A 22,397-nucleotide genomic window follows, 5' to 3' on the forward strand; every position below is an offset into this window, starting at 1 on the left:
GACAGGTTTGAACACATTGAGACCACAACTGTTGGGCGGAGAGCAAAGCCATGGCACAGGGATTTTTAGGCGGCGCGTTACTCGGAGCAGTGCTGTCCGTTGGGGCAGCGGGCGTCGCTTCGATTTACGTTGGCGCACCAAGCGCGCCTGTTGTCGGCGATGCAGCCCCGAATGCGACCAGCGCCCCCGAAACGGGTAAAGACGGGCAAACCTCGCCCGCAGGTGACAGCGATCTGGTGCAAGACACCGCATCTTTGGTGCTGCAACCCGAGGCGGATTCAGTTGATTCTGTGGCCGCTGCCGGATCGGATGTTCCGACTTTGCCCGAAACAGGTGGCGCAGACGGTCTAGATGCCCCCGATGCCCCGACCGCTGATGGTTCTGTCAGTGTGGACAGCGTGACCCCGGTTTTGCCTAGCCCGCAAGCGGCAGTGCCCACGGCCCCGTCAAACGACAGCCAAGCCTCGATTTCGACCGATCCCGCACAGCCACTGGCCCCGCCAGTGCCCGAGGCGGAAACCGCGTTTGAGCCTGAAACACCCGCAGAACCCGAGGTTCCTGAACTCGCTGAGCCAGAAGTGCCTGAGCTGCCGACACCAGAAGCGCCTGAGATCTCAGAACCAGAAGTTGCTGTTGAAACCGACCCGTCGCGCCCCGCAATTGGACGTCCCGCAGGGTCTTTGGTTGATCGCGACACTGAAACAGCTGCCGAAGTTGCACCAGCACCGGCCACACCTGATCCTGACGCTGAACGCCCGATTGATGCCTTTGCGGCCGAATTCGAGGATGCCTCTGACAAGCCGTTGATGGCGATTGTTCTGATCGACGCGGGCTCTGATCTAAGCGGCAATACCGTTGGCGTCGCAGCCCTGCGCAGCTTTCCGGCCCCGATCACATTCGCCGTCCAAGCCAGCCTGCCAGACGCCGCCGCACGCATGGCGCAATACCGCGCTGAAGGATTCGAAGTCATGGCGATGATCGACTTGCCGGACGGATCCACGGCCACCGACGCCGAAGTGACGCTGAACTCGGTGCTCAGTTCGTTGGACGAGGTTGTGGGCGTCATCGAAGGCGTCGGCACGGGCCTGCAACAAGACCGCGAAGCATCGGATCAGATGACGCAAATCCTGGCGCAAAGCGGGCACGGATTGGTCACTCAATCCAAAGGTTTGAACACGGTGCAAAAACTGGCCGAACGCGAAGGTGTGCCGTCAGCGGTCGTGTTTCGTGACTTTGACAGCGCTGATCAAACGCCCACCGTGATCCGCCGGTTTCTGGATCAAGCGGCGTTTCGCGCGGACCAAGAGGGTGGCGTGATTATGCTGGGTCGGTTGCGCCCGGATACGATCTCGGCGCTGCTGTTGTGGGGGTTGGCGGATCGCGCCGAACGCGTGACGCTGTCGCCGGTGTCAGCCGTTTTGAACCGCCGCGCCGCGCAGTAATCGCTAGATAATTTCGTCTTCGTCAAACAACGGGTCGGCGTCTAGCTGGGCTGTCAGATCCTCAACTGTGTCACCGTTGGCCTGCGGACTGAGTGCGGCAAGGTGAAAAATCGCGTCGCCTTCGTTGACGATTGGCAACACCGCGCGCCCGATCAAAATGCCGCCAGACGGGGCCAGCATTTCGGTTTCAAATTCGCCAAACGGGTCTGCGACTGCGGCCAGCACGTCACCTTCGGCCACGGTTTCGCCGGTGTCGCGGAACGTGCGCAACAGCCCGCCCGCAGGTGCGCGCAGCCATTCAGACGACTTGCAAAACAACGGGGCAGAGCGGGCTTTTGTGATGCCCTTGGACGCAATCATGCCCTTGGTGTGCATCACCCGCAAAATGCCGGCAACGCCGTGGCGCACTGAATTTTCGTCAAACCGCAAGCCTTCGCCGGCCTCGTACAGCAGCACAGGCGTGCCACGTTCCGCGGCTTCGGCCCGCAGCGATCCATCGCGCAAGCTTGAGCCCAAAATCACCGGCGCACCAAAGGTTTGTGCCATCGCGGCGGTGGTTTTATCCCCCGGCGTGATCCGGCATTGCGGCAGGTTGGTGCGGTGGATCGCAGCCGAGTGCAAATCGATGCCAAAGTCGCAGCGCAGTACCACTTCGTTCAGGAAAATGTGCGCCAGACGGGACCCGAGCGACCCCTTGGTTGTGCCCGGAAAACAGCGGTTCAGATCACGGCGATCCGGCAAATAGCGCGAGCGGTTGAGAAAGCCAAAGCTGTTGACCACAGGCACCACCAGCAAGGTGCCGCGCAGTTTGTCGAGCTGCTCGGCGCGCAACACGCGGCGCACGATTTCAACGCCCACAACTTCGTCGCCGTGCACCGCCGCCGACACGAACATCACGGGACCAGGGCGTTTGCCGTGAATGACCTCGACCGACAGGGTGACGGGCGTGTGATCGGGCAGGGTGGACACCGGCAGATTGACGGTTTGACGGGTGCCTGGCGCAATGGTTTGCGTTCCGATTTCAAAGGGCTGTTGCGTCATGGTCGGTGTACTTTCCAAAGCGCAAAACGCTTATGCGTTGCCATCTGATCCAAAGCGCGAAGCGTCTTCGGCGGCACGTCTGATTGCACCGGATTTATGCACGGTTTCCATGAATTCCGCCTCGGGATCGCTGTCATAGACCACGCCGCCGCCGGCTTGAATGTACAGCTTTTGATCCTGCACAACGGCCGTGCGTAGCGCGATGCACATGTCCATGTCGCCACCCGCGCTGAAATAGCCAACGCCGCCGCCATAGACGCCGCGTTTTTCGGGCTCCAGCTCGTCGATGATCTCCATTGCGCGCACTTTTGGGGCACCTGAAACCGTGCCCGCAGGCATCCCGGCAAAGAACGCATCCAGCGCGTCGCAGCCGTCTTTTAGCTCGCCCACCACGTTGGACACGATGTGCATGACGTGGCTGTAGCGCTCGACGATGAATTCCTCTGTCGGGCGCACGGTGCCGATTTTGGCGACGCGACCCACGTCGTTGCGGCCCAGATCCAGCAGCATCAAATGCTCTGCCAGTTCCTTTTGATCCGCCAGCAAATCAGCCTCTAGCGCGCGGTCTTCTTCGGGTGTTGCCCCACGTTTGCGGGTGCCGGCGATGGGGCGGATCGTGACCTCGTTGCCGAACACACGGACCAGAATTTCGGGCGACGCCCCGATCACCTGAAAGCCGCCAAAGTTGAAATAGAACATGAACGGGGACGGGTTCGTGCGGCGCAAAGACCGGTACAGCGAAAAGGGCGGTTCAACAAAATCCTGGGTCCAGCGTTGGGACGGCACACATTGAAAAATGTCACCTGCGCGAATGTAGTCTTTGGCCTGTTCCACCGCCGCCTTGTAGCCGTCGCGGGTAAAGTTGCTGACCGGTTCGCCGACGTCTTGCGCATCCCCTAAATTGCGGGTTGCGACCGGCATCGCGCGTTCCAGATCACGCACCGCGTCCATGACGCGTTCGGCGGCTTGGGCGTAGGCGGCGCGCGCGGTTTGCCCGTCGCTGACCCACGCGGGCGACACCACTGTGACCTCGCCTTTGACACCGTCCAGCACGGCAATCACGGACGGGCGCAGCATGATCGCGTCAGGCACGCCCAACACGTCTGTGTTGACGTTCGGCAGGTGCTCGACCAGCCGGATCATGTCGTAGCCAAGGTAGCCAAACAGACCTGCGGCGGATTGCGGTAAATCCTCGGGCAACTCGATTTTGCTTTCGGCGATCAGGGCGCGCAACACGTCTAACGGATTGCCGTCAGCAGGCACAAACGCATCGCCGTCATAGCGCGCTGAGCGGTTGATAGCCGAGGCTTCGCCGTCGCATTTCCAGATCAAATCCGGCTTCATTCCGATGATCGAATAGCGCCCGCGGATTTCGCCGCCGGTCACGGATTCCAGCACAAATGCGTCTTTTTGCGCGCCTGTAAGTTTCAGCATCAAGGACACAGGCGTGTCCAGATCAGCCGCCAAGCGGGTGTAGACGATCTGGTTTTCACCGGCCTCGTAGGCGCGTGCGAAACTGTCGAAATCAGGGGTCAGGGCCATGCGGCAGAACCTTTATGGAAAGTTGACGTGAACCGCAGCCAGTGCGCGCGGATCGATGTTTTGACCGGCACGCAACACGGTGTCCTGCGCGTAGGCGTTGAACACGTCTTGGGCCAGTTGTTGGTTGACCTGTTCTTGCAACTGCGTCGCCAATGCTGCGACTTCGGGGTTGTCACCGGCAGGGTTGATGGCGTCCAGACGGACCACCAAAACGGTGCCAAAGCTGTCGACGATCGCGACCTTGCCGACCTCCATTTTGAACACATCCGCCATAAAGCTGGGGGGCGTGCCGCCAATGAAGCCCTGACGGTTCTGGTCGATTTCTTCGACGCCCGTCAGGCCCAGACCGGCAAATTCAGTGCCGGATTCAAGTTGCGGAAGGTAGGTTTCAGCCAGCGCTCGCAGGCGGTCTTCGACTTGGCTGGCTTGCCAGTTTGAGCGCACCTGATCGCGTGATTTTTCAAACGTCGCAGCGCGCACCGGCAGTTCACCGTCCAAGCGCATGGCAAAGATCCCGCCGTCATCCAGATTGCCGATTTTCGGGAAATCCGACGCGGTCAGTGCCGCTGCGGTTTCGCCAAAATCTGCGTAGGCCGCGATGCCGTCGCCGTAGCCTTCGTACCATTCCATTTCGCCCAGAACCATGTCGGTTTCGGCGGCCAGCTCTTCGAGCGTTGCTCCACCGGCCAGCATGTCATCGTAGTCTTGGGCCAAGCGTTCGACCATGCGGCGGGCACGGTCGCTGGCAAGGTATTCTTGCAACTGCGGCGTGGCCTGTTCAAAGGTTGTGATCTGTGCAGGCAAGATGCCGTTGACGCGGAACAGGGCCGGGCCCAACGCGCTTGGCAATGGGCCAACAACGTCACCGACGTCGGCGCCAAACACGGCTTCGCCTGCGGCATCAAGGCTGAGACGGTCGTTGTCGCCCATGTCCACGTCTTCCAGGGTCAGGCCACGCTCTTCGACCAAGGCCTCGAAGGTGGTGCCGTTGACCTCAAGCGCGGCTGCGGCTTGATCTGCACTGGCTTGATCCAGAAACACCAGGCGTTCGATCAAGCGACGCTCTGGCCGGTTGTATTCGTCAGCGCGGGCGGCAAATTCGGCGCGCATGTCTTCGTCGGGGATTTCAATTTCGCCAATCAGGCTGTCTGGCGTCAGTTCGACGTAGGTCAACTGCTTGGTTTCTTCCAACATGAACTGGTCCAGATTGGTCTCGTAGTAGGCTTTCAGGTCGGCTTCTGTCGGCTCTGCCAGTGGTGTTTCCAGATCACCGGCCACCAAACGCGCCCAAGTGAAATTGCGGCTTTCGCCGAAAAAGTTCAACAACGTGTCGGTATAAGTGTCGGGCATGACGACGCCGCTGACCAAGGCACCTTGCAACAACGTGCGCGCGGTTTCTTCGCGCAGGCCGTTTTCAAAATCAGCTTCGGACTGGCCACTGCGTTCCAGTGCAAAAGCGTACCCTTCGCGGTCGAATTCACCATTCACACCTTGAAACGCAGGGATTTCAACGATTTGGTCACGCAAAGTTTCATCACCGATGCTGATGCCCAGTTGGGTCGCTTCGTGATCCAGCGCGCGGGTGGTGATCAACTGCTGCAACACCGCTTGGTCCAAACCGATTTCCTGAGCGCGGGCAAACGGCAAGGATTGACCGGTTTGCGCCTCAACAGCGCGAATTTCCTGGCCCAGACGGTTGGCGTATTGCTGCACGTCGATGTGCTTGTCGCCGACGGATCCAACGGTGCGCAAGGTGCCCGACAGACCGGACGCACCAAAGCCACCCAGACCCAGCATCGCAAGACCCACGACGATCCAAACAAAAATTTTGCCGCTTCCGCCTTTTTTCTTCTCAGCCATGATGTGTCCCTGCCTTAGCCCATTGCGTTTGCCCATGTTTAGGACGCGCGACACAGGGGGGCAAGGTCAGATAGTGACGCGCGCGAGCCTTTGATACAGCGTCGCAATGCCCGATGCGTCCAAGTTGGCAAAAGCGATGCGCAAATGGTGCTGGCCCGAGGTGTCCTCGGGCGGGCAAAACATCGTTCCGGGCAGACATAAAATACCCTGTTGTTTGACCAAAACCGGCGCAAGATCGGCAGACGAGATGTCAAACGGGTGCTTCATGTAGGCGAAATATGCGCCAGCGCCTTTCAATTCCCACCCGAGGGCCGCCAGCACGTGAAATCCGTCTTCGATGGCGCGGCGTCGGCGCAAGATTTCCAGACGCTCATCCGCGAGCCAATCGGTTAGGTTGTTCAGTCCCCAAAGGGCGGCGTGCTGGCCAATCTGACCGGGGCAAATCGCAACAGTATCAAGGAACTTTTCGGTCTGCGCCAGCCGCTCAGGCGAAGCCACCAACGCACCCACGCGGTGACCCGTCAAACGAAACGCCTTGGAAAACGAATAAAGATGAACGAACGTGTGATCCCAGTCAGGCTGGCTAAACAGCGAATGTGGCGCGCCTGTGCGGCTGTCAAAATCGCGGTAGGTTTCATCAACAATCAGCGCGATCCCGTGCTGTTGCGCCAGATGAAAGAACGCCAAAACCAGATCGCTTGAATACTCGACACCTGCCGGATTGTTGGGGGACACAAGCGCGATGGCCTTGGTGCGCTGCGTGATCAGGGCGGCAGCATCCGCAACACTGGGCAGCAAATCCGGCCCCGCCGGCAACGGGATTGATCTGACACCGGACATATCCAACCACATTTTGTGATTGAAATACCAAGGTGTTGGCAGAATAACTTCATCCCCTTCAGCGCAAAGCGATGCAATTGCCGCAGCAAACGCCTGATTGCAACCCGATGTGATTGCGACATTGTCTGCCACGGTCGTCGCGCCGTAATGTCGGTTAATGGTGTGGGACAAGGCAACGCGTAAATCTGCGTTGCCCAGTACAGGTCCGTACAAATGTGCGCTGTCATCATTTAGCGCGGCATTCGCCATCGCTTGGCGCATCTCAGGCACAGGTGGATCGACCGGGGCGGCTTGCGACACATTGATCAACGGGCGATCCAAGGGATGCTCGATGCCATCCAACCAACGCCGTGCCTCCATCACCGGAGGAGAGAATGTTGCTGCGGTGCGCGATTGCGTCATTGGGGCCTCATGTAGCAAAACACAGAAGCCTCCGGCGGGAGTATTTGGGATCAAGACAGGGGCGCATTTGTTCTGATCTTAAATACTCCCGCCGGAGGCATTAAATTCTTATGCGATGTCAGTCCGTGCCGCGATAGGGCTCGACGTATTGTAGCGCCATATCCCAAGGGAAAAAGATCCACGTGTCCTGAGACACACCGGTGATGAATGTATCAACTTGCGGCTCGCCCTTTGGCTTTGCGTAAACTGTCGCGAAATGGGCGTTGGGGTACAGCGCGCGCACAACTTCCAGCGTTTTGCCGCTGTCCACCAGATCGTCGATGATCAGGATTCCGGTGCCGTCACCCATCATGTCGGCGTCTGGATGCTTGAGCACCTGCGCGTCGGACTGGTCTTGGTGGCTGTAACTTTTGATGCTGATCGTGTCGACCGTGCGTACATCTAACTCGCGCGCGATGATCATTGCCGGAGCCATACCGCCCCGCGTGATTGCAACAATCGCGCGCCACGCACCGTCATCAGGCCCGCGCCCGTCCAAACGCCACGCCAAAGCGCGGCTGTCGCGGTGCATTTGATCCCAGCTGATGTGGAACCCTTTTTCGTGGGGCAAGCGATCGGTCATAGCTATTTTCCTGTAAGAAGTTTCAGACCAAAACCGCCCAAAGCCAGGGCTGCGATACGGTCAAAGATAGGTTTGGCGCGCAGATAGCCCGCACGGGCAGGGGCGCTGGACAGCGTCACGGCGCAGGTGGTGTAAAACAGCACCTCTAGTGTAAAATGGTTGGCCAAAATCAGCGCCATATTGGGGGCCGTCAGCCCTTGGGGGAAAACGACGACCAACAGAGCGGCGGCAAACAGCATCGACTTTGGATTGCCGAAGTTGACCAGCAGCCCTGACAAAAATGCGCGACCTCTGGGGACGCTCACGTCTGGCAACGGTTTGCGCGCATTACGCCATGTCTGGATCGCGATCCAAATCAGGTACAGTGCGCCGGCAATTTTGATGGCGTTAAAAGCCCATGGGAACACTTTGAACACGGCCTCAAGCCCCAGAAACGCGGCGGCCGTCCAGCACACTGCGGCCAGTGACAGGCCCAAACCTGTGGCGATGCCCGCCGCGCGCCCGGCGCTGACCGACGTCTTTACTGACATCAAAAATGCGGCACCCGGGCTGGCAAGCGCTGCCATCAGGATCAAGTTGAACGCGATGAGGCTTTGCGCGGTCATCCTTTAGAAATATCCGGCGCATCAACGGCCTTCATTCCGACCACGTGATAGCCGGCATCGACGTGCAGATTCTCTCCTGTTGTGCCGGATCCAAGGTCGGACAGCAGGTAAAGTGCCGATTTGCCCACGTCATCGATCGTGACATTGCGACGCAGCGGCGAGTTGTATTCGTTCCATTTCATGATGTAGCGGAAGTCGCCGATGCCCGAGGCCGCCAGCGTTTTGATCGGACCGGCAGAGATCGCATTGACGCGAATCCCGTCTTTGCCCAAATCTTCAGCTAAGTATTTCACCGAGGCTTCTAACGCCGCTTTGGCCACGCCCATGACGTTGTAATGCGGCATGACTTGTTCGGCGCCGTAGTAGGTGAGGGTCAGGGCAGAGCCGCCTTCAGACATCATCTTTTCGGCGCGCTGCATGATCGCTGTGAACGAGTAGACCGAGATATCCATCGTCAGCGCAAAGTTGCCGCGGCTGGTGTCGACATAGCGGCCACGCAATTCGTTTTTGTCAGAGAACCCAATGGCATGAACGACAAAATCAAGGTGACCCCATGTCTCTTGAAGCGAGGCAAACAGCGCGTCCATCGACGCCTCGTCACCCACATCACAGGGCAGTACAATGTCGCTGCCCAGCTGTGCGGCCAGTGGATCAACACGCTTTTTCAACGCGTCACCTTGGTAGGAAAACGCCAATTCAGCACCGGCATCTGCACAGGCTTTGGCGATGCCCCACGCGATAGATTTGTCGTTTGCGAGGCCCATAATCAGCCCGCGTTTGCCCGCCATCAAATTGTTCGACATACTGTTTTTGTCCTACTTTTACATTTGGTCTTGTCGCGGCTCTTGCGAAGTCTAACCTGTTAACAAGACCTTTAGGCGATTGCGGGGACACCATCAAGGTTTCGTAAATCGGGTATAGGTGGCGCTGCGGCAGCCTTGCAATGTATAGGATGATACCGTACCGCCGACTAAGTTTTAACCATGTGATAAAAAGTCGAGCACTCAGGATGAGCGAACGTAGCGGAAAATTTGGCGGCGACGACCCGTTTGAAATCGCCAAAACGTGGCTGGCCGAAGCCGAGGCCGCCGAAGTAAACGACCCCAACGCGATTGCGTTGTCGACGGTCGACAGCACTGGATTGCCGAACGCGCGCATGGTTTTGCTCAAGGGCATCGAACCTGACGCGTTTGTCTTTTACACCAACTACGAAAGCGCCAAAGCTGCCGAATTGGACAGCGCCGGCAAAGCTGCGTTTGTGATGCACTGGAAATCGCTGCGCCGCCAAATTCGCGTGCGCGGCACAGTCATCAAAGAGGACGGGCCAAAGGCGGATGAATACTTTGCCTCACGCTCGCTCAAAAGCCGGTTGGGCGCGTGGGCATCACAACAAAGCCGACCTTTGAAAAGCCGCACAAGCCTGCTGGCAGAGGTCGCGAAAGTGACCGCAAAACACGGCACCAACCCTGCACGCCCGCCGTATTGGGGCGGCTACCGTATTACCCCCGTCGAGATCGAATTTTGGGCAGATGGTGATTTTCGCCTGCACGACCGGTTCGTCTGGCGGCGCGAAAAAGACGGTGATCCGTGGATGATAGAACGCCTGAATCCGTGAATTTCACGCGACCTGAAATGCAAATAATTGAAATAAAACGTTTTTTTCGGCTTGAATTGCAAAGGTTAAATCGCGCAAGACTATAGGATGGGGCAGAGGGATGCTGCGCCAAAGAATGAAAGACATCTAGTGCAAGACGAAGAGAATATAACCGAGACAGTGAGCGGCCTCGTAAAGTGGTTCGATCCAGTCAAAGGATTCGGGTTTGTAGTTGCTGATACCGGCGGCCCTGACATCCTTTTACACGTGAATGTGCTGCGTAATTTTGGCCAGAATTCGGTGGCCGATGGTGCCGCGATCGAGGTCGAGGTCCAGCATACCGAACGTGGCGTGCAGGCCGTCGAAGTGATCAGTATTGTTGCCCCCGAAGGCAGCGATACGGTTAACCTAAGTGACATTGCCGACATGGACATGGCCACCGTTGCCGCAGCACCGCTAGAGCCGGGCCGCGTCAAATGGTTCGACAAGGGCAAGGGATTCGGCTTTGCCAATATCTTTGGCCGCGGCGACGACGTGTTTCTGCATATCGAAGTATTGCGCCGCTCGGGTCTGTCAGACTTGCAACCGGGCGAAGCCTTGGCGATGCGCGTCATCGAAGGCAAACGTGGACATATGGCGGCAGAAGTGCATGCATGGGAATCTGCATTGGAGAAACCCAACGAATGATCCGCACCTTCTTGTCCGCTTTTTGTCTTGTGATTTGGGCAAATGTTGCGCTGGCCGCTGACTGCACCAAAAATGCGGTGATGCTGCGGGGCGACTGGGGGCAGGCGCGGTTCAACATTGATTTGGCCGAAGACGAGCGCGCCCGCGCCGTTGGCCTGATGCACCGCCAATCTATGTCGCGCTCGTCGGGCATGCTGTTTGTCTATCCACAGCCCCAAGCGCTGACATTCTGGATGCGCAACACGCTGATCCCTTTGGACATGCTGTTTATCGATGCCACCGGCGTCGTCACCCACATCCACGAAAATGCGATCCCCCATGATGAAACCCCGATCCCGGGGGGCACTGGTCTTGCTGTGCTCGAAATCAACGGCGGCATGGCGCGGGCGATGGGAATTACGGTTGGCAGCCAGCTGCGTCACCCGTCTTTTGACCAAGACACAGCCGCTTGGCGCTGCGCGTCCTAAGCTGTTTTTCCGATTTGTTGAAAAACCTGTGATTGTTTGTGAATGAACGGGTCAAAAGGGCTTTTCAATCCCGACAAGCTTGTCTAAAGAGTGCGCATGGACGGGGCGTGGCGCAGCCTGGTAGCGCACCTGTTTTGGGTACAGGGGGTCGGAGGTTCGAATCCTCTCGCCCCGACCATATAAGCCGACAGACCCAAGGGTCGGCTCACCCGAAGGGCGGTACACATAGTGTGCCGCCTTTTGTGTTTTTCGGGATATTCACACATCATCTAGTAGCCTCAGGTGTGACTGAGTCGTTTGATTTGGCAATATTTTGCCCGTGATTCCCGCTATACGCTAAGGTGCGTAAACTTTTTATGAATGACGCGAATAAGCGTCAAGTCCGAGTCATCCGGCGTCACCCTGCCTGTGGATAACTTCAACAGATACTTCACCTCATTTGCCTAAAGCCGCCCTAACATTCACAAAATTGGGCTTGGGGCTTGGGGGCAAAATTCTGCCGCAAATCGCAACCATTAACCTATTGAATCACGTGGGCCCGTGTCGCCGTGATCAGCGCGTTCCGGTCAAGCCGAATTATTGAAAAAATCCGGAATAAATCCGTTGACCGGATAGGGCTGGATACGCCAAGTTGTGCAAGTCGAACGAAGCACCACAAGATTTAGTGTCTAAGACTAAAGCGTGCACCGCGGCGGCAGGGACAAGATGATAAACACATAATCAACGACGTGTGTCGGAATGAGGTGACTTTTGTCGGCTCGTACCGGATCAAATTCGTCCCGCAATGATACGAGGTAGGGAGCCTGCAACGCTAGGCTGCCAAGAATTTAAATGCTTGAAGAAATAGGGCAGCGCTATGAAAATTGAACGCACTTTCACCACCGCAGGCAAAGATGCATATGCATCGCTGGATTTCGTCACAACCGTTTCGGAAATCCGTAACCCGGACGGGACCATCGTGTTCCATCTGGATGACGTCGAAGTTCCAAACACATGGTCGCAAGTCGCAAGCGATGTGATTGCCCAGAAATATTTCCGCAAAGCCGGCGTGCCGTCCAAGATGAAAAAGGTCGCCGAAAAAGACGTTCCTGAATTCCTGTGGCGCTCGGTTCCGGCTGGCGACGATGTCGAGTTCGGCGGCGAGACGTCCTCCAAGCAAGTGTTCGACCGTTTGGCCGGCGCATGGGCGTACTGGGGCTGGAAGGGTGGCTATTTCACCACCGAGGCCGACGCCCAGGCCTACTACGACGAAATGCGTTTCATGCTGGCGACACAGCGGTCCGCGCCAAACAGCCCGCAGTGGTTCAACACTGGCCTGCACTGGGCCTACGGCATCGACGGTCCGGCCCAAGGCCACCACTATGTCGATTACAAATCCGGCAAGCTGACCAAATCCACGTCTTCCTACGAGCATCCACAGCCACACGCTTGCTTTATCCAATCCGTGTCTGATGATCTGGTCAACGACGGCGGCATCATGGATCTTTGGGTCCGCGAAGCCCGCTTGTTCAAATACGGCTCCGGCACTGGTACCAACTTTTCGTCCCTGCGCGGAGAAGGCGAAAAACTGTCCGGCGGTGGCAAATCATCCGGCCTGATGGGTTTCCTGAAAATCGGTGACCGGGCAGCAGGCGCGATCAAATCTGGCGGCACCACACGCCGTGCGGCGAAAATGGTGATCGTGGATGCGGACCACCCTGACATTCAGGATTTCATCAACTGGAAAGTCATCGAAGAGCAAAAAGTGGCGTCCATCGTCTCTGGCTCAAAGATGCACGAGCAAAAGTTGAACGCGATCTTTGCAGCGATCAAAGCGTGGGACGGCAAGGCCGAAGATGCCTATGACCCCAAGGTGAACCCGTCGTTGAAAGACGCCGTGCGTGACGCCAAAAAGGTCGCGATCCCAGAGACATACGTCAAACGCGTGCTGGATTATGCAAAGCAGGGCCACACATCGATTGAATTCCCGACCTACGACACCGATTGGGACAGCGAGGCGTATTCGTCGGTCTCCGGTCAAAACTCCAACAACTCGATCCGCGTGACAAACGCGTTCCTGACCGCCGTTGAAAAAGATGCCGATTGGGAATTGATCAACCGCAAAGACGGCCAGGTCACCAAAACTATCCGTGCGCGTGATTTGTGGGAACAAGTCGGCCACGCCGCATGGGCCTGCGCCGATCCGGGCATCCAGTACCACGACACCGTCAACGACTGGCACACCTGCCCAGAAGACGGCGCAATTCGTGGCTCCAACCCGTGTTCCGAATACATGTTCCTCGACGACACGGCCTGTAACCTTGCCTCGATGAACTTGCTGACCTTCCTCAAGGACGGCGAATTCCAGATCGAAGACTACATGCACGCTTCGCGCTTGTGGACAGTGACGCTGGAAATCTCGGTGATGATGGCGCAATTCCCGTCCAAGGAAATCGCACAGCGCTCCTACGACTTCCGCACTTTGGGTCTGGGCTATGCCAACATCGGCGGCTTGCTGATGAACATGGGGTATTCCTACGACAGCGACGAAGGCCGCGCGCTGTGTGGTGCTTTGACCGCCGTCATGACCGGTGTTGCCTACGCGACTTCTGCTGAAATGGCTGGCGAATTGGGCCCATTCCCGGGTTACAAAAAGAACGCCGACCACATGCTAAGGGTCATGCGCAACCACCGCACGGCGGCCTATGGATCATCCGATGGCTACGAACAGCTGGCCGTGAAACCAGTGCCGCTGGACCACGCCAACTGCCCGGATGCGCGCCTGATCGACATGGCGATGGCCACTTGGGACGAAGCACTCAAGCTGGGCGAAGAGCACGGTTACCGCAACGCACAGACCTCTGTGATCGCGCCAACTGGCACCATCGGTCTGGTGATGGATTGCGACACCACAGGCATCGAACCTGACTTTGCGCTGGTTAAATTCAAGAAACTTGCCGGCGGCGGTTACTTTAAAATCATCAACCAATCGGTGCCTGCGGCTCTGGAAAAACTCGGCTACGGCTCTGCCCAGATCGAAGAAATCGTATCTTATGCAGTGGGTCACGGCTCCATCGGCAACGCGCCGGGAATCAACCACACCTCGTTGATCGGTCACGGTTTTGGCCCGAACGAGCTGGCGAAAATCGACGCCTCGCTGGAATCAGCATTCGATATCCGCTTTGTGTTCAACCAATGGACGCTGGGCGAAGAATTCTGCACCCAAGTTCTGGGCATCCCCACAGAAAAGCTGAACGACCCGACGTTCGATCTGCTGAAATCCTTGGGCTTTTCAAAGGCCGACATCGACGCTGCCAACAACCACGTCTGCGGCACAATGACGATCGAAGGTGCACCGCACCTGAAAACCGAACACTACAGCATCTTTGATTGTGCCAATGCTTGTGGCAAAACCGGCAAACGCTATTTGTCAGTCAACAGCCACATCTACATGATGGCCGCCGCGCAATCGTTCATCTCTGGTGCGATCTCAAAAACGATCAACATGCCAAACGATGCAACCATTGAAGATTGCCAAAAAGCCTACGAATTGTCGTGGTCTTTGGGTGTCAAAGCCAACGCGCTGTACCGTGATGGATCAAAACTGTCCCAACCTTTGGCTGCATCGCTGGTTGAGGACGACGAAGACGCGCAAGACATCCTCGAAAGCGGCAACCACCACGAAAAAGCCACCGTTCTGGCCGAAAAGATCGTGGAAAAGATCATCGTCAAAGAGATCGTGAAGTCGCACCGCGAAAAAATGCCCGAGCGTCGCAAAGGCTACACCCAAAAGGCCATCGTTGGCGGGCACAAAGTTTACCTGCGCACCGGCGAATACCAAGACGGCAACTTGGGTGAAATCTTTATCGACATGCACAAAGAGGGTGCAGGCTTCCGCGCGATGATGAACAACTTTGCCATCGCGGTATCGGTTGGGCTGCAATACGGCGTGCCGCTCGAGGAATTTGTCGACGCGTTCACCTTCACCAAGTTCGAGCCAGCCGGCATGGTTCAAGGCAACGACAGCATCAAAAATGCGACCTCGATCCTTGATTACATCTTCCGCGAATTGGCCGTGTCCTACCTGGATCGCACCGATCTGGCGCACGTCCAACCCGAGGGTGCGACATTCGACAGCCTTGGTCGCGGCGAAGAAGAGGGCGTGTCCAACCTGTCCGAGATTTCCGAGAGCGCTGCGTCTAAATCCTTGGAAGTGCTGAAACAAATCAGCTCGACCGGCTACCTGCGCAAACGTTTGCCACAGGACTTGGTCGTGTTGCAGGGCGGCATGGCGGGCGCAAATGCAGTTGCCACAGCGGCCGATCCGGTTGGCGCGTTGCAAACGCTGGCACCCGAAGTGTCGAGTGCCGCAATGGCCGCTGGTGGCTCAACGGCGATCAGCTCGGGCTCGGTGCCGACATCCATGGATCTGCGCGTCAAAGCCAAGATGCAAGGCTACGAGGGCGAAGCCTGCGGCGAGTGCGGAAACTACACGCTGGTGCGCAACGGCACCTGCATGAAGTGCAACACCTGCGGCGGGACGTCCGGCTGTAGCTAAGAGTTAGCGCACTTCTGGGAAGGGGTGTGTAGGGGTCCGGATCTGGCCACGATTGATCTGGACCCCGACGAGATAGGGTGGGGCGTTACGTTACGTGCCACTTTTCACGAAAAGGGAGGCTCTCGGTGTTCTTACGAACACCTGCCGCCTTTCGTTGCAAGCCCCGACGGGTCTTGCAACTTACACGGGGCGGGTGCGCTCGCCCCTGACGACGTTCAGGCCGCAGGCAAAATATTACCGAGCGGTTAACAAATTGAGCTTGAACGGCGAAACTTGGGAGGACTTCGGTCCTCCCTTTCTTCGTTTGGCACAGGCGCCGTCAAAGGCTTGTTCAAAGGTCGCGAATGTCCGATATTCGCCGCGCGATAGCTTAGCCCAAAAGGTCGAAATTATGCCCAAGATCAGCATTTGCATCCCTGCCTACGACATGGGCGGCAAAGGGGCGATGTTTCTTGAACAATCGTTCCTGCGCTTGGGTGCCCAAGACTTTGACGATTTCGAGGTTGTCGTGTCCGATCAATCGCAATCGGGCGATGTTTACGACCTGTGTGCCGCCACCACAGAGATCACCGTGCGCCACGTCTGGTTTCGCGACGGGCCGAAACAAGCCTCTGCCAACACCAACAACGCCATGCGCCACGCGACGGGCGAAATCATCAAAATCTTGTTTCAGGACGACCTGCTGATGGCGAGGGACGCTTTGCGCCAAACGGCCGAGGCCTTTGATCACAGCGATGCGGCGTGGTTGATCTGCGGGTCCGGTGTGACGCGCGATGGTCAAACGGTAGAACGCCCGATGGTGCCGCGTCTGCATCCGCAACTGCATTTGGGCAAAAACACCGTCAGCAGCCCGTCGGTTTTGGCGATGCGGGCCGCGCAAAAGCTGGAATTCGACGAAGACCTGATCTGGTTGATGGACGTGGACCTCTATAAACGGTTGCTGTTGGCTTATGGCGCGCCGCATATTTTGCCCGACACGCTGGTGTGGAACCGGCTGCATTCAGGACAAGTCAGCGAATCTGTGTCCGGTGAGACACGGGCGCGCGAATTGAAGTACGTCCGCGGCAAATTTAGCGCCCATGAGACCTTTGGCGATTGGCTGATGTACCATAAACAGATACTAAAAATACGCTAACGCATGCCTTTGTGTATGCCACACGCAGCCTCAAATACGCACTGCATTGGATATTTTAATGGACCCTATTACGTCGACCGTTCGCTTTTTGCGCCGCGCCCTGACCAAAGCGCCGTATAAATACGACTATTTCGCAGATCATTTCGCGGTCCGTAAAAAATACGTCCCGTTCCTGCACGACGATAAATTCCAAAGCACGTGGGACGCCTTGTGCAAAGAAAGCGCGCCGCACTGGATCGGTGGCACCCCTGACATCCGCTGGCGTGTGCACGTGTGTTTGTGGGCGGCTGAAAACTGCCTGCGCCTTCCCGGTGATTTTGCCGAATTTGGTGTCAGCACAGGGCTGCTGTCGACCATGATCGTGCGCAACACCGACTTTGACAAAAGCGGCAAAAAGTTCTTTTTGTTCGACACTTACGACGGCATCCCCGTCGAGATGGCCAGCGTGTCCGAACAAAAGGGCGTCGCAAAAATGAACAAAAATATGTACACAGGCAACGCGGCCAACACCAATATCATCGATTTTGTGCACAAACAGTTCGCACCGCACCCCAATGTTCAGACCGTTCAGGGGCTGTTGCCGGCCTCGATCGAACAGGTGGAATTCGAAAGCCTGAGCTACATTTCCATCGATCTCAACATCACGGCCGCGGAAATGCAAACGATCGAAGCGATTTGGGACCGGATCACGCCCGGCGGCATCATCGTGCTGGATGACTACGGTTCGACCGGCCACGAGGAACAAAAAGAAGCGTGGAACGATTTTGCCAAACGCAATGATCGTTTGATCCTGGCGATGCCGACGGGGCAGGGCATTTTGATGCGCTAAAGGGTTTCAGGGACCATGCGAAAACGGCGGTCCCTGACGTCGATCCTACTTGGGTTCTTTGCCCAATGCCGCCCGTAGGCGGGCACGCGCGCGGGCCAATCGTGACATCACTGTGCCCAGCGGCAGCCCGGTGCGTTTTGCCAGTTTTGCGGGCGATGTTTCACCGGCACTGACCATTTCCATCAACGCGCATTGATCATCCGGCAGATCGGAAATCGCGCGCAGCGTGTCTTCACATTCCAGACGGTCCATCGCGACAGGCTCGATCGCGGCGTCATCCTCGCCCAATTCTTCGGGGGCAGGGGCGCGGCGCCACAACATGCGCGCCTGATTGTGCAACGTGCGCATCGCGTAGGCGGGCAGGTCATCGATGGCGCGCCCTTCGCCCAGTTTTTTGACCAAACGCACCAATGTTTCCTGGGCAAGGTCCTCTGCATCACTTGGATTACTGGTCAAACGACGGGCCCGCTTTTGCAGCATAGGCATCAGATCGGGCAAGCGGGACGGGTCAATTGTATCGGTTTCAGATTTGGACATGTTGAATTCTCCTCTGGGCTTCATCCTGCCAGAGCCTGAAAAATAAGCTATACGGGGGAATTTAGCCGATGGCACATCCCCGCGCTTTTTGGGCGGAGCGTTGCGCAACCGCGCGCGCGCTTTCGGCGGTCCACCGCGTGTTTCAAAAGGGCACGGATGCAACGGGTGATTTCCGCATCAAACAGGGTGAGAACCGATGAAGGCTCTCAACACAACCAACCACCCTGAAAGGGAGAAATCCTATGACAAAGCTCACCACATTGACCCTAATGGCGATCACCATTCCGGCTTTTGCAATGGCACAAGTCTCTGCTGACACCAATGGTGATGGCGTTCTGACGTTGGACGAAGTGCAAGCAGTATACCCTGACGTTACTGCCGACAGCTTTGCCGGCATGGACCTGAATGCTGATGGTGCGCTGGATGGCGACGAAGTTGCAGCAGCCCAAGAAGCTGGCCTGATGCCTTCCGAATAACGCAGATATCCACACGACAGGTTCTCGGGCATGAATAATGACTAAAGACGTAAGGAGATTAGCGTAAACTCGCCCCAGAGGGATCCGCTAAGCTACCGCACGGGACACCTTTAGACATTTCTTCAGACTGGACATCGCGCCCGAACCGCCAGTGTGGGGGCACACGGCCCGATTGATCATAAATGATCTTTCGGGCCGTGTTATATTTTGAGGTATTTGTTTAAAACCAGCAGATTACGAGCCGAGGTAAATGTTGAATTTTGCCCGAATTTCCGCATCCACCTGTGGGTCAAACCTGGCTGCGGACACTTGGGCCAAGATGGCTTCTTTGCGGGCTACGGCGTTGTTCAACAGGCCCGGTTTATCGCTTTCGGCCCATTCTTTGGGTGACATCCGGTTGCCCAGTGTGGGGTAGACATTGTCGCTTTGCATCCGGCTGAGGGTTTGATCGGTGCCCAGATAGTGACCGGGCCCGCCCATGCAGACAGATGCCATTTGATCCAGCGCGAGGGTTTCATCGTTCACCTCGATGCCGCGCACGCAGCGCTGCGCCTGACCGATGATGTCATCGCCCAAAATCAGCGATTCATGGCAAAAGCCCAAAAGGGACGCGTGCATGCCTGCCGCCTCGTAAATCATATTGCAGCCCGACAGGCCCGCCATGACGTTGGAACACATCTGTTCCCAACCTGCCTGCATATCCGGTTCTTTGGAATCGGCGATGCCAGCCGCCGCACCGCCCGGAACCCCGTAGTATTTGTGCATTTGCGACACGCCCGAGGTCAGCAAGGCTTGTTCGCCCGATCCCCCCGTCATCGCGCCGGTGCGCAGGTCCAGATCAAACGGCCACGTGCCAAAGATACACGGCGCGCCCGGCTTTACCGCGTTCACATAGACCAGTCCGGCCAGACATTCCGCAACCGCCTGCACAATCGCACCAGCGATGGTCGATGGCGCAGTTGCCCCCGACATGCCCGCCGACAGCAACAGCACTGGAATGCCAGCTTTGATACATTCCTCCATAACCAGACAGGATTCAGTGGCGAATTTCATCGGCGGAACCACAAAGCAGTTCGAATTCGACATAAAGGGGCGCTCGCGCCATTTGTCTTCGCCACCGGCAATCATGTGCAGCATCTCGACGGCGGGGGCGACAAACTGTGGCTCGGAAAATGAAATGCCGACATGTTTTGTTGTGCCCGAGAGGCAAGAATAGACCGCGTTATATTCGCCCTCGCAGGTGTCCAGAATGTCGCGTGCCACCATCGGGCGCTGCACAAAATGGATGTTTTCCAGCGTGTCGCAAATGCGGGCGGCGTCGTGCAAATCCTGGTTGGTGGATTCGCGGTATGTGCGGCCATGCACATCGACCAGATGGACCGCCGCACCGGCCGTCCCGTAATGGACGCGTGTGCCTGACAGTTCCAGATCATTTCGGCCATCACGGCTGAACAGCGTCACGGAATTGTTGGCTTTGGCGATTGTGTCCTCGACCAGCGCGCGCGGAAAGCGGATGCGCCCGTCGTCGCCTTGGACAGCACCGACACCGGTCAGATAGGCCACACCACTTTCCGGTGCATCGGCCAGTCCAATGGTTTCCAAAGCCGTCAATGCGGCCTCGTGAATGCGATCCATGTCGATCTGCGACAGGGGTTTGTACGTGCCGCCCTCCATGCCGGGGCGAATAGGGCGCAGGTGGTCGGGCAGGGCAGAGGATCGGGCAGCGCGACGGGCGGCGCGGCCACCGCTGCGAGAAGGGGAAATATCGTTCATAAGAGGGTCCGTTCGGAAAAGGCAGAATGCAGGTTTGGGTCGTGATCTAACCCAAACGGGGACGCCCACGCGCCGCACGGCCACGCTCTGCACCGATGGTGCGCACGATCAGCTCGATTTTGCAGCAGGGTCCCTGCATGCCAGTCCTCCGATGAATGGTGCTTACACGATGTCGTACCCCAGCGACTTGGGTCTAGCTTGTTTGCGACATGATGTATTTTTGCGCGTTCGGCGCATATTTGCTGAGTCAGCGCGCAATTATCAGCACATTTTTGCCGATCAGGTGTGTTCGCACGTCGCCAATCGGCGGGTTTTTGTCGTGCAGTGGCAAGGGCTTGCCCATAAGTGAACGCGCCATCATCAGGGCGTGCAACCTGCTATTCGACACCCCAGATAGACACTGCGCTGGTCAAAGAAATGCCACGCATTAACGATACAGGAGTTCCACAATGAAACATGTCTTATCAGTACTTGCCTTGGCCGGGTTGGCCTACACACCTGCATATGCCGGATCAATTGCCGATCCGGTTGTTGAAACGATTGCACCGCCACCAGCAGCCCCAGTACCGCAGCCCTACACAGGTGGGGAATGGACCGGGTTCTACGGTGGTTTGCAATTGGGCAACCTGGATGTGGACGGCACCGGAACAGCTGACGGCGATGACGTTTCTATCGGTGTGCACGCTGGGTATGACTATGACTTTGGCCGCTTTGTGCTGGGTGGTGAGGTCGACTACGACTTTACTGACGTAGACCTTGCCGGTGCTGCCACGGTCGATAGCGTTGCACGTTTGAAACTGCGCGCAGGCTATGACTTGGGGCGCACGTTGCTTTATGCCACAGCTGGTGTTGCGCAAGTTGACACGTCAATTGGCTCCGAAACCGGTGAATTCGGCGGCCTTGGTGTTGCGTACCAAATCAACGACCGTTTCGTGGTCGGTGGTGAGGTCCTGACCCACTCGTTTGACGACATTGGCGGTTCTGGCGTCGAAGCAGACGCAACCAGCATCAACATCCGTTCGTCGTTCCGATTCTAAACACTGGGCCAATTCTAAACACCCGGTTTAAGAAAACTGGGGCATCTGATCATGTCAGGTGCCCCAAACCGCTACCATTTGCCAGAGGCCCCGCCGCCACTGGAACTGCCCCCTCCAAATGATCCGCCTTTCCCGTCATTTCTGCTTTTTTGACCGATGACGTAGATGGAACTGGCGCTGTATCCGCACTTGGTGCAGGCGGTGGTTTGTTCCCCCGATCCATCGTCCCTTTTTGCCGAAGGCTTGATGACGGTGCGCGATACGCGCAGGCCACCACGTGCGTTGCAAGACGGGCAGGGTTTGAGCCGCGCAAACACAGCCTTGATCTTGTTCTGGAACACGACCCAGCCAGCAATCAACGCAGAAATCACCAACCAGATGGTGCCGCCGTTGTTTACCGGTGGGTCTTGATTTGCAGCAGCCGGACGGGCAATCGTGTCGATGGTATCGGTGACGCCGGCCATGATTCCGCCGATGTAGTCGTTTTGCTGAAAGGCGGGCAGGAACCTGCGATCAATCACCTGTGCTGCAACCGAATTCCACGCGCTGTCATAGCCAGAGCCTAATTCGATGCGCATCTCGCGGTCGGCGTACAGCACCAGCACCATGATGCCGTTGTTTGCGATCTTGTCGCCGACACCCCATTCGTTGAACAGACCTGTGGCGAATTCTTCCATCGAGATGTTGGGCGCATAGGTGTCTTTGCGCGACAGGGTCACAACCGTCATCTCGACGCCGGTCTCTGATTTCAACGCATGCAACTGCGCGCTCAGCGCGGCCTCATTCTCGTCGGGCAAGATCCCGGCAAAATCATTCACCGTCGTTGATTCATAGTCAGGGAAATACTGGGCTGCAGCCACCAAGGGCCACAGCATCAAAATCATCGCACCCACAAACCGTTTCATTTCACATCACCCTTGCGCATCGTTGCCGTTGAACAGCAACAAGCTAGCCTGCGACGGGGGGCTTTG

The 22,397-nt window shown here is 57.3% G+C and carries 19 protein-coding genes and 1 tRNA gene; 10 read left to right on the plus strand and 10 right to left on the minus strand.

The genetic code is table 11. The annotated features are described in order from the left end of the window. Positions 1-50: 50 nt before the first annotated feature. Entirely contained in the window at positions 51-1,442 is a 1,392-nt protein-coding gene (locus ACFIO0_RS06020; protein WP_390914452.1) for a divergent polysaccharide deacetylase family protein, read from the plus strand. A gap of 3 nt (positions 1,443-1,445) precedes the next feature. On the opposite strand, the gene ACFIO0_RS06025 is transcribed toward ACFIO0_RS06020, so the two are convergent. The 7 genes from ACFIO0_RS06025 to fabI all read right to left on the minus strand — a co-directional run bounded on the left by ACFIO0_RS06025 (position 1,446) and on the right by fabI (position 9,157). Next, positions 1,446-2,483 carry a succinylglutamate desuccinylase/aspartoacylase family protein gene (locus ACFIO0_RS06025; RefSeq protein WP_390914453.1) on the minus strand — a complete coding sequence of 346 codons (1,038 nt, stop codon included), beginning with the start codon at positions 2,481-2,483 and terminating at the stop codon, positions 1,446-1,448. A gap of 30 nt (positions 2,484-2,513) precedes the next feature. After that, the gene (trpE, locus tag ACFIO0_RS06030; RefSeq protein WP_390914454.1) at positions 2,514-4,025 is read right to left on the minus strand and encodes an anthranilate synthase component I; all 1,512 of its coding nucleotides are present in this window, start codon (positions 4,023-4,025) and stop codon (positions 2,514-2,516) included. A 12-nt stretch (positions 4,026-4,037) separates the two neighbouring features. Further along, on the minus strand, positions 4,038-5,885 hold the full coding sequence (locus ACFIO0_RS06035; RefSeq protein WP_390914455.1) for a SurA N-terminal domain-containing protein: 1,848 nt from the start codon (positions 5,883-5,885) through the stop codon (positions 4,038-4,040). A 66-nt stretch (positions 5,886-5,951) separates the two neighbouring features. Then, a complete protein-coding gene (locus tag ACFIO0_RS06040) occupies positions 5,952-7,127 on the minus strand; it encodes an aminotransferase (protein WP_390914456.1) in 1,176 nt (391 codons plus the stop codon). A 118-nt stretch (positions 7,128-7,245) separates the two neighbouring features. Further along, positions 7,246-7,749, minus strand: coding sequence for a xanthine phosphoribosyltransferase (gene gpt, locus ACFIO0_RS06045; protein ID WP_390914457.1), 504 nt, complete (start codon positions 7,747-7,749; stop codon positions 7,246-7,248). A gap of 2 nt (positions 7,750-7,751) precedes the next feature. Next, positions 7,752-8,354 carry a LysE family transporter gene (locus ACFIO0_RS06050; protein WP_390914458.1) on the minus strand — a complete coding sequence of 201 codons (603 nt, stop codon included), beginning with the start codon at positions 8,352-8,354 and terminating at the stop codon, positions 7,752-7,754. Continuing rightward, positions 8,351-9,157 (minus strand): enoyl-ACP reductase FabI, encoded by an 807-nt coding sequence (gene fabI, locus ACFIO0_RS06055; RefSeq protein WP_390914459.1) that lies wholly within the window; start codon positions 9,155-9,157, stop codon positions 8,351-8,353. Before fabI ends, ACFIO0_RS06050 begins: the two co-directional genes overlap by 4 nt. Positions 9,158-9,363: 206 nt before the next feature. On the opposite strand from fabI, the gene pdxH reads away from it, so the two are divergent. The 7 genes from pdxH to ACFIO0_RS06090 all read left to right on the plus strand — a co-directional run bounded on the left by pdxH (position 9,364) and on the right by ACFIO0_RS06090 (position 17,603). Beyond that, the gene (pdxH, locus tag ACFIO0_RS06060; protein ID WP_390914460.1) at positions 9,364-9,969 is read left to right on the plus strand and encodes a pyridoxamine 5'-phosphate oxidase; all 606 of its coding nucleotides are present in this window, start codon (positions 9,364-9,366) and stop codon (positions 9,967-9,969) included. 129 nt (positions 9,970-10,098) lie between these two features. Then, positions 10,099-10,635 (plus strand): cold shock domain-containing protein, encoded by a 537-nt coding sequence (locus tag ACFIO0_RS06065; RefSeq protein ID WP_390914461.1) that lies wholly within the window; start codon positions 10,099-10,101, stop codon positions 10,633-10,635. Continuing rightward, positions 10,632-11,102 carry a DUF192 domain-containing protein gene (locus ACFIO0_RS06070; RefSeq protein ID WP_390914462.1) on the plus strand — a complete coding sequence of 157 codons (471 nt, stop codon included), beginning with the start codon at positions 10,632-10,634 and terminating at the stop codon, positions 11,100-11,102. The genes ACFIO0_RS06065 and ACFIO0_RS06070 overlap by 4 nt, the downstream gene beginning before the upstream one ends. Before the next feature lie 101 nt (positions 11,103-11,203). Next, positions 11,204-11,280: transfer RNA gene (locus ACFIO0_RS06075), tRNA-Pro, on the plus strand. A 678-nt stretch (positions 11,281-11,958) separates the two neighbouring features. Beyond that, entirely contained in the window at positions 11,959-15,639 is a 3,681-nt protein-coding gene (locus ACFIO0_RS06080; RefSeq protein ID WP_390914463.1) for a vitamin B12-dependent ribonucleotide reductase, read from the plus strand. A 391-nt stretch (positions 15,640-16,030) separates the two neighbouring features. Further along, complete coding sequence (locus ACFIO0_RS06085; RefSeq protein WP_390914464.1) at positions 16,031-16,774, plus strand: glycosyltransferase; 744 nt, start codon at positions 16,031-16,033, stop codon at positions 16,772-16,774. Positions 16,775-16,832: 58 nt separating this feature from the next. After that, positions 16,833-17,603: a TylF/MycF/NovP-related O-methyltransferase gene (locus tag ACFIO0_RS06090; RefSeq protein WP_390914465.1), complete on the plus strand. Its 771-nt coding sequence runs from the start codon at positions 16,833-16,835 to the stop codon at positions 17,601-17,603. Between the two features lie 45 nt (positions 17,604-17,648). On the opposite strand, the gene ACFIO0_RS06095 is transcribed toward ACFIO0_RS06090, so the two are convergent. Beyond that, positions 17,649-18,140: a sigma-70 family RNA polymerase sigma factor gene (locus tag ACFIO0_RS06095; protein ID WP_390914466.1), complete on the minus strand. Its 492-nt coding sequence runs from the start codon at positions 18,138-18,140 to the stop codon at positions 17,649-17,651. 242 nt (positions 18,141-18,382) lie between these two features. Between ACFIO0_RS06095 and ACFIO0_RS06100 the strand changes: the two genes are divergently transcribed. After that, a complete protein-coding gene (locus ACFIO0_RS06100) occupies positions 18,383-18,616 on the plus strand; it encodes a hypothetical protein (protein ID WP_390914467.1) in 234 nt (77 codons plus the stop codon). 234 nt (positions 18,617-18,850) lie between these two features. On the opposite strand, the gene ACFIO0_RS06105 is transcribed toward ACFIO0_RS06100, so the two are convergent. Continuing rightward, positions 18,851-20,389: a trimethylamine methyltransferase family protein gene (locus ACFIO0_RS06105; protein ID WP_390914468.1), complete on the minus strand. Its 1,539-nt coding sequence runs from the start codon at positions 20,387-20,389 to the stop codon at positions 18,851-18,853. Between the two features lie 449 nt (positions 20,390-20,838). Between ACFIO0_RS06105 and ACFIO0_RS06110 the strand changes: the two genes are divergently transcribed. Further along, positions 20,839-21,426 carry an outer membrane beta-barrel protein gene (locus tag ACFIO0_RS06110; protein WP_390914469.1) on the plus strand — a complete coding sequence of 196 codons (588 nt, stop codon included), beginning with the start codon at positions 20,839-20,841 and terminating at the stop codon, positions 21,424-21,426. 71 nt (positions 21,427-21,497) lie between these two features. Here the strand turns inward: ACFIO0_RS06110 and ACFIO0_RS06115 are convergent, their stop codons facing one another. Continuing rightward, complete coding sequence (locus ACFIO0_RS06115) at positions 21,498-22,331, minus strand: TPM domain-containing protein (protein ID WP_390914470.1); 834 nt, start codon at positions 22,329-22,331, stop codon at positions 21,498-21,500. Positions 22,332-22,397 lie beyond the last annotated feature (66 nt).

Source organism: Pseudosulfitobacter sp. SM2401 (assembly GCF_042932805.1).
Classification (GTDB): domain Bacteria; phylum Pseudomonadota; class Alphaproteobacteria; order Rhodobacterales; family Rhodobacteraceae; genus Ascidiaceihabitans.

Excerpts from the sequence above, each read along its gene's own strand:
- ACFIO0_RS06100 (WP_390914467.1), top strand. The coding sequence starts at position 18,383 with ATGACAAAGCTCACCACATTGACCCTAATGGCGATCACCATTCCGGCT.
- ACFIO0_RS06090 (WP_390914465.1), top strand. The coding sequence starts at position 16,833 with ATGGACCCTATTACGTCGACCGTTCGCTTTTTGCGCCGCGCCCTGACC.
- ACFIO0_RS06070 (WP_390914462.1), top strand. The coding sequence starts at position 10,632 with ATGATCCGCACCTTCTTGTCCGCTTTTTGTCTTGTGATTTGGGCAAAT.
- trpE (WP_390914454.1), bottom strand. The coding sequence starts at position 4,025 with ATGGCCCTGACCCCTGATTTCGACAGTTTCGCACGCGCCTACGAGGCC.
- pdxH (WP_390914460.1), top strand. The coding sequence starts at position 9,364 with ATGAGCGAACGTAGCGGAAAATTTGGCGGCGACGACCCGTTTGAAATC.
- gpt (WP_390914457.1), bottom strand. The coding sequence starts at position 7,749 with ATGACCGATCGCTTGCCCCACGAAAAAGGGTTCCACATCAGCTGGGAT.
- fabI (WP_390914459.1), bottom strand. The coding sequence starts at position 9,157 with ATGTCGAACAATTTGATGGCGGGCAAACGCGGGCTGATTATGGGCCTC.
- ACFIO0_RS06025 (WP_390914453.1), bottom strand. The coding sequence starts at position 2,483 with ATGACGCAACAGCCCTTTGAAATCGGAACGCAAACCATTGCGCCAGGC.
- ACFIO0_RS06020 (WP_390914452.1), top strand. The coding sequence starts at position 51 with ATGGCACAGGGATTTTTAGGCGGCGCGTTACTCGGAGCAGTGCTGTCC.
- ACFIO0_RS06035 (WP_390914455.1), bottom strand. The coding sequence starts at position 5,885 with ATGGCTGAGAAGAAAAAAGGCGGAAGCGGCAAAATTTTTGTTTGGATC.
- ACFIO0_RS06085 (WP_390914464.1), top strand. The coding sequence starts at position 16,031 with ATGCCCAAGATCAGCATTTGCATCCCTGCCTACGACATGGGCGGCAAA.
- ACFIO0_RS06095 (WP_390914466.1), bottom strand. The coding sequence starts at position 18,140 with ATGTCCAAATCTGAAACCGATACAATTGACCCGTCCCGCTTGCCCGAT.
- ACFIO0_RS06040 (WP_390914456.1), bottom strand. The coding sequence starts at position 7,127 with ATGACGCAATCGCGCACCGCAGCAACATTCTCTCCTCCGGTGATGGAG.
- ACFIO0_RS06110 (WP_390914469.1), top strand. The coding sequence starts at position 20,839 with ATGAAACATGTCTTATCAGTACTTGCCTTGGCCGGGTTGGCCTACACA.
- ACFIO0_RS06050 (WP_390914458.1), bottom strand. The coding sequence starts at position 8,354 with ATGACCGCGCAAAGCCTCATCGCGTTCAACTTGATCCTGATGGCAGCG.
- ACFIO0_RS06105 (WP_390914468.1), bottom strand. The coding sequence starts at position 20,389 with ATGAACGATATTTCCCCTTCTCGCAGCGGTGGCCGCGCCGCCCGTCGC.
- ACFIO0_RS06115 (WP_390914470.1), bottom strand. The coding sequence starts at position 22,331 with ATGAAACGGTTTGTGGGTGCGATGATTTTGATGCTGTGGCCCTTGGTG.
- ACFIO0_RS06080 (WP_390914463.1), top strand. The coding sequence starts at position 11,959 with ATGAAAATTGAACGCACTTTCACCACCGCAGGCAAAGATGCATATGCA.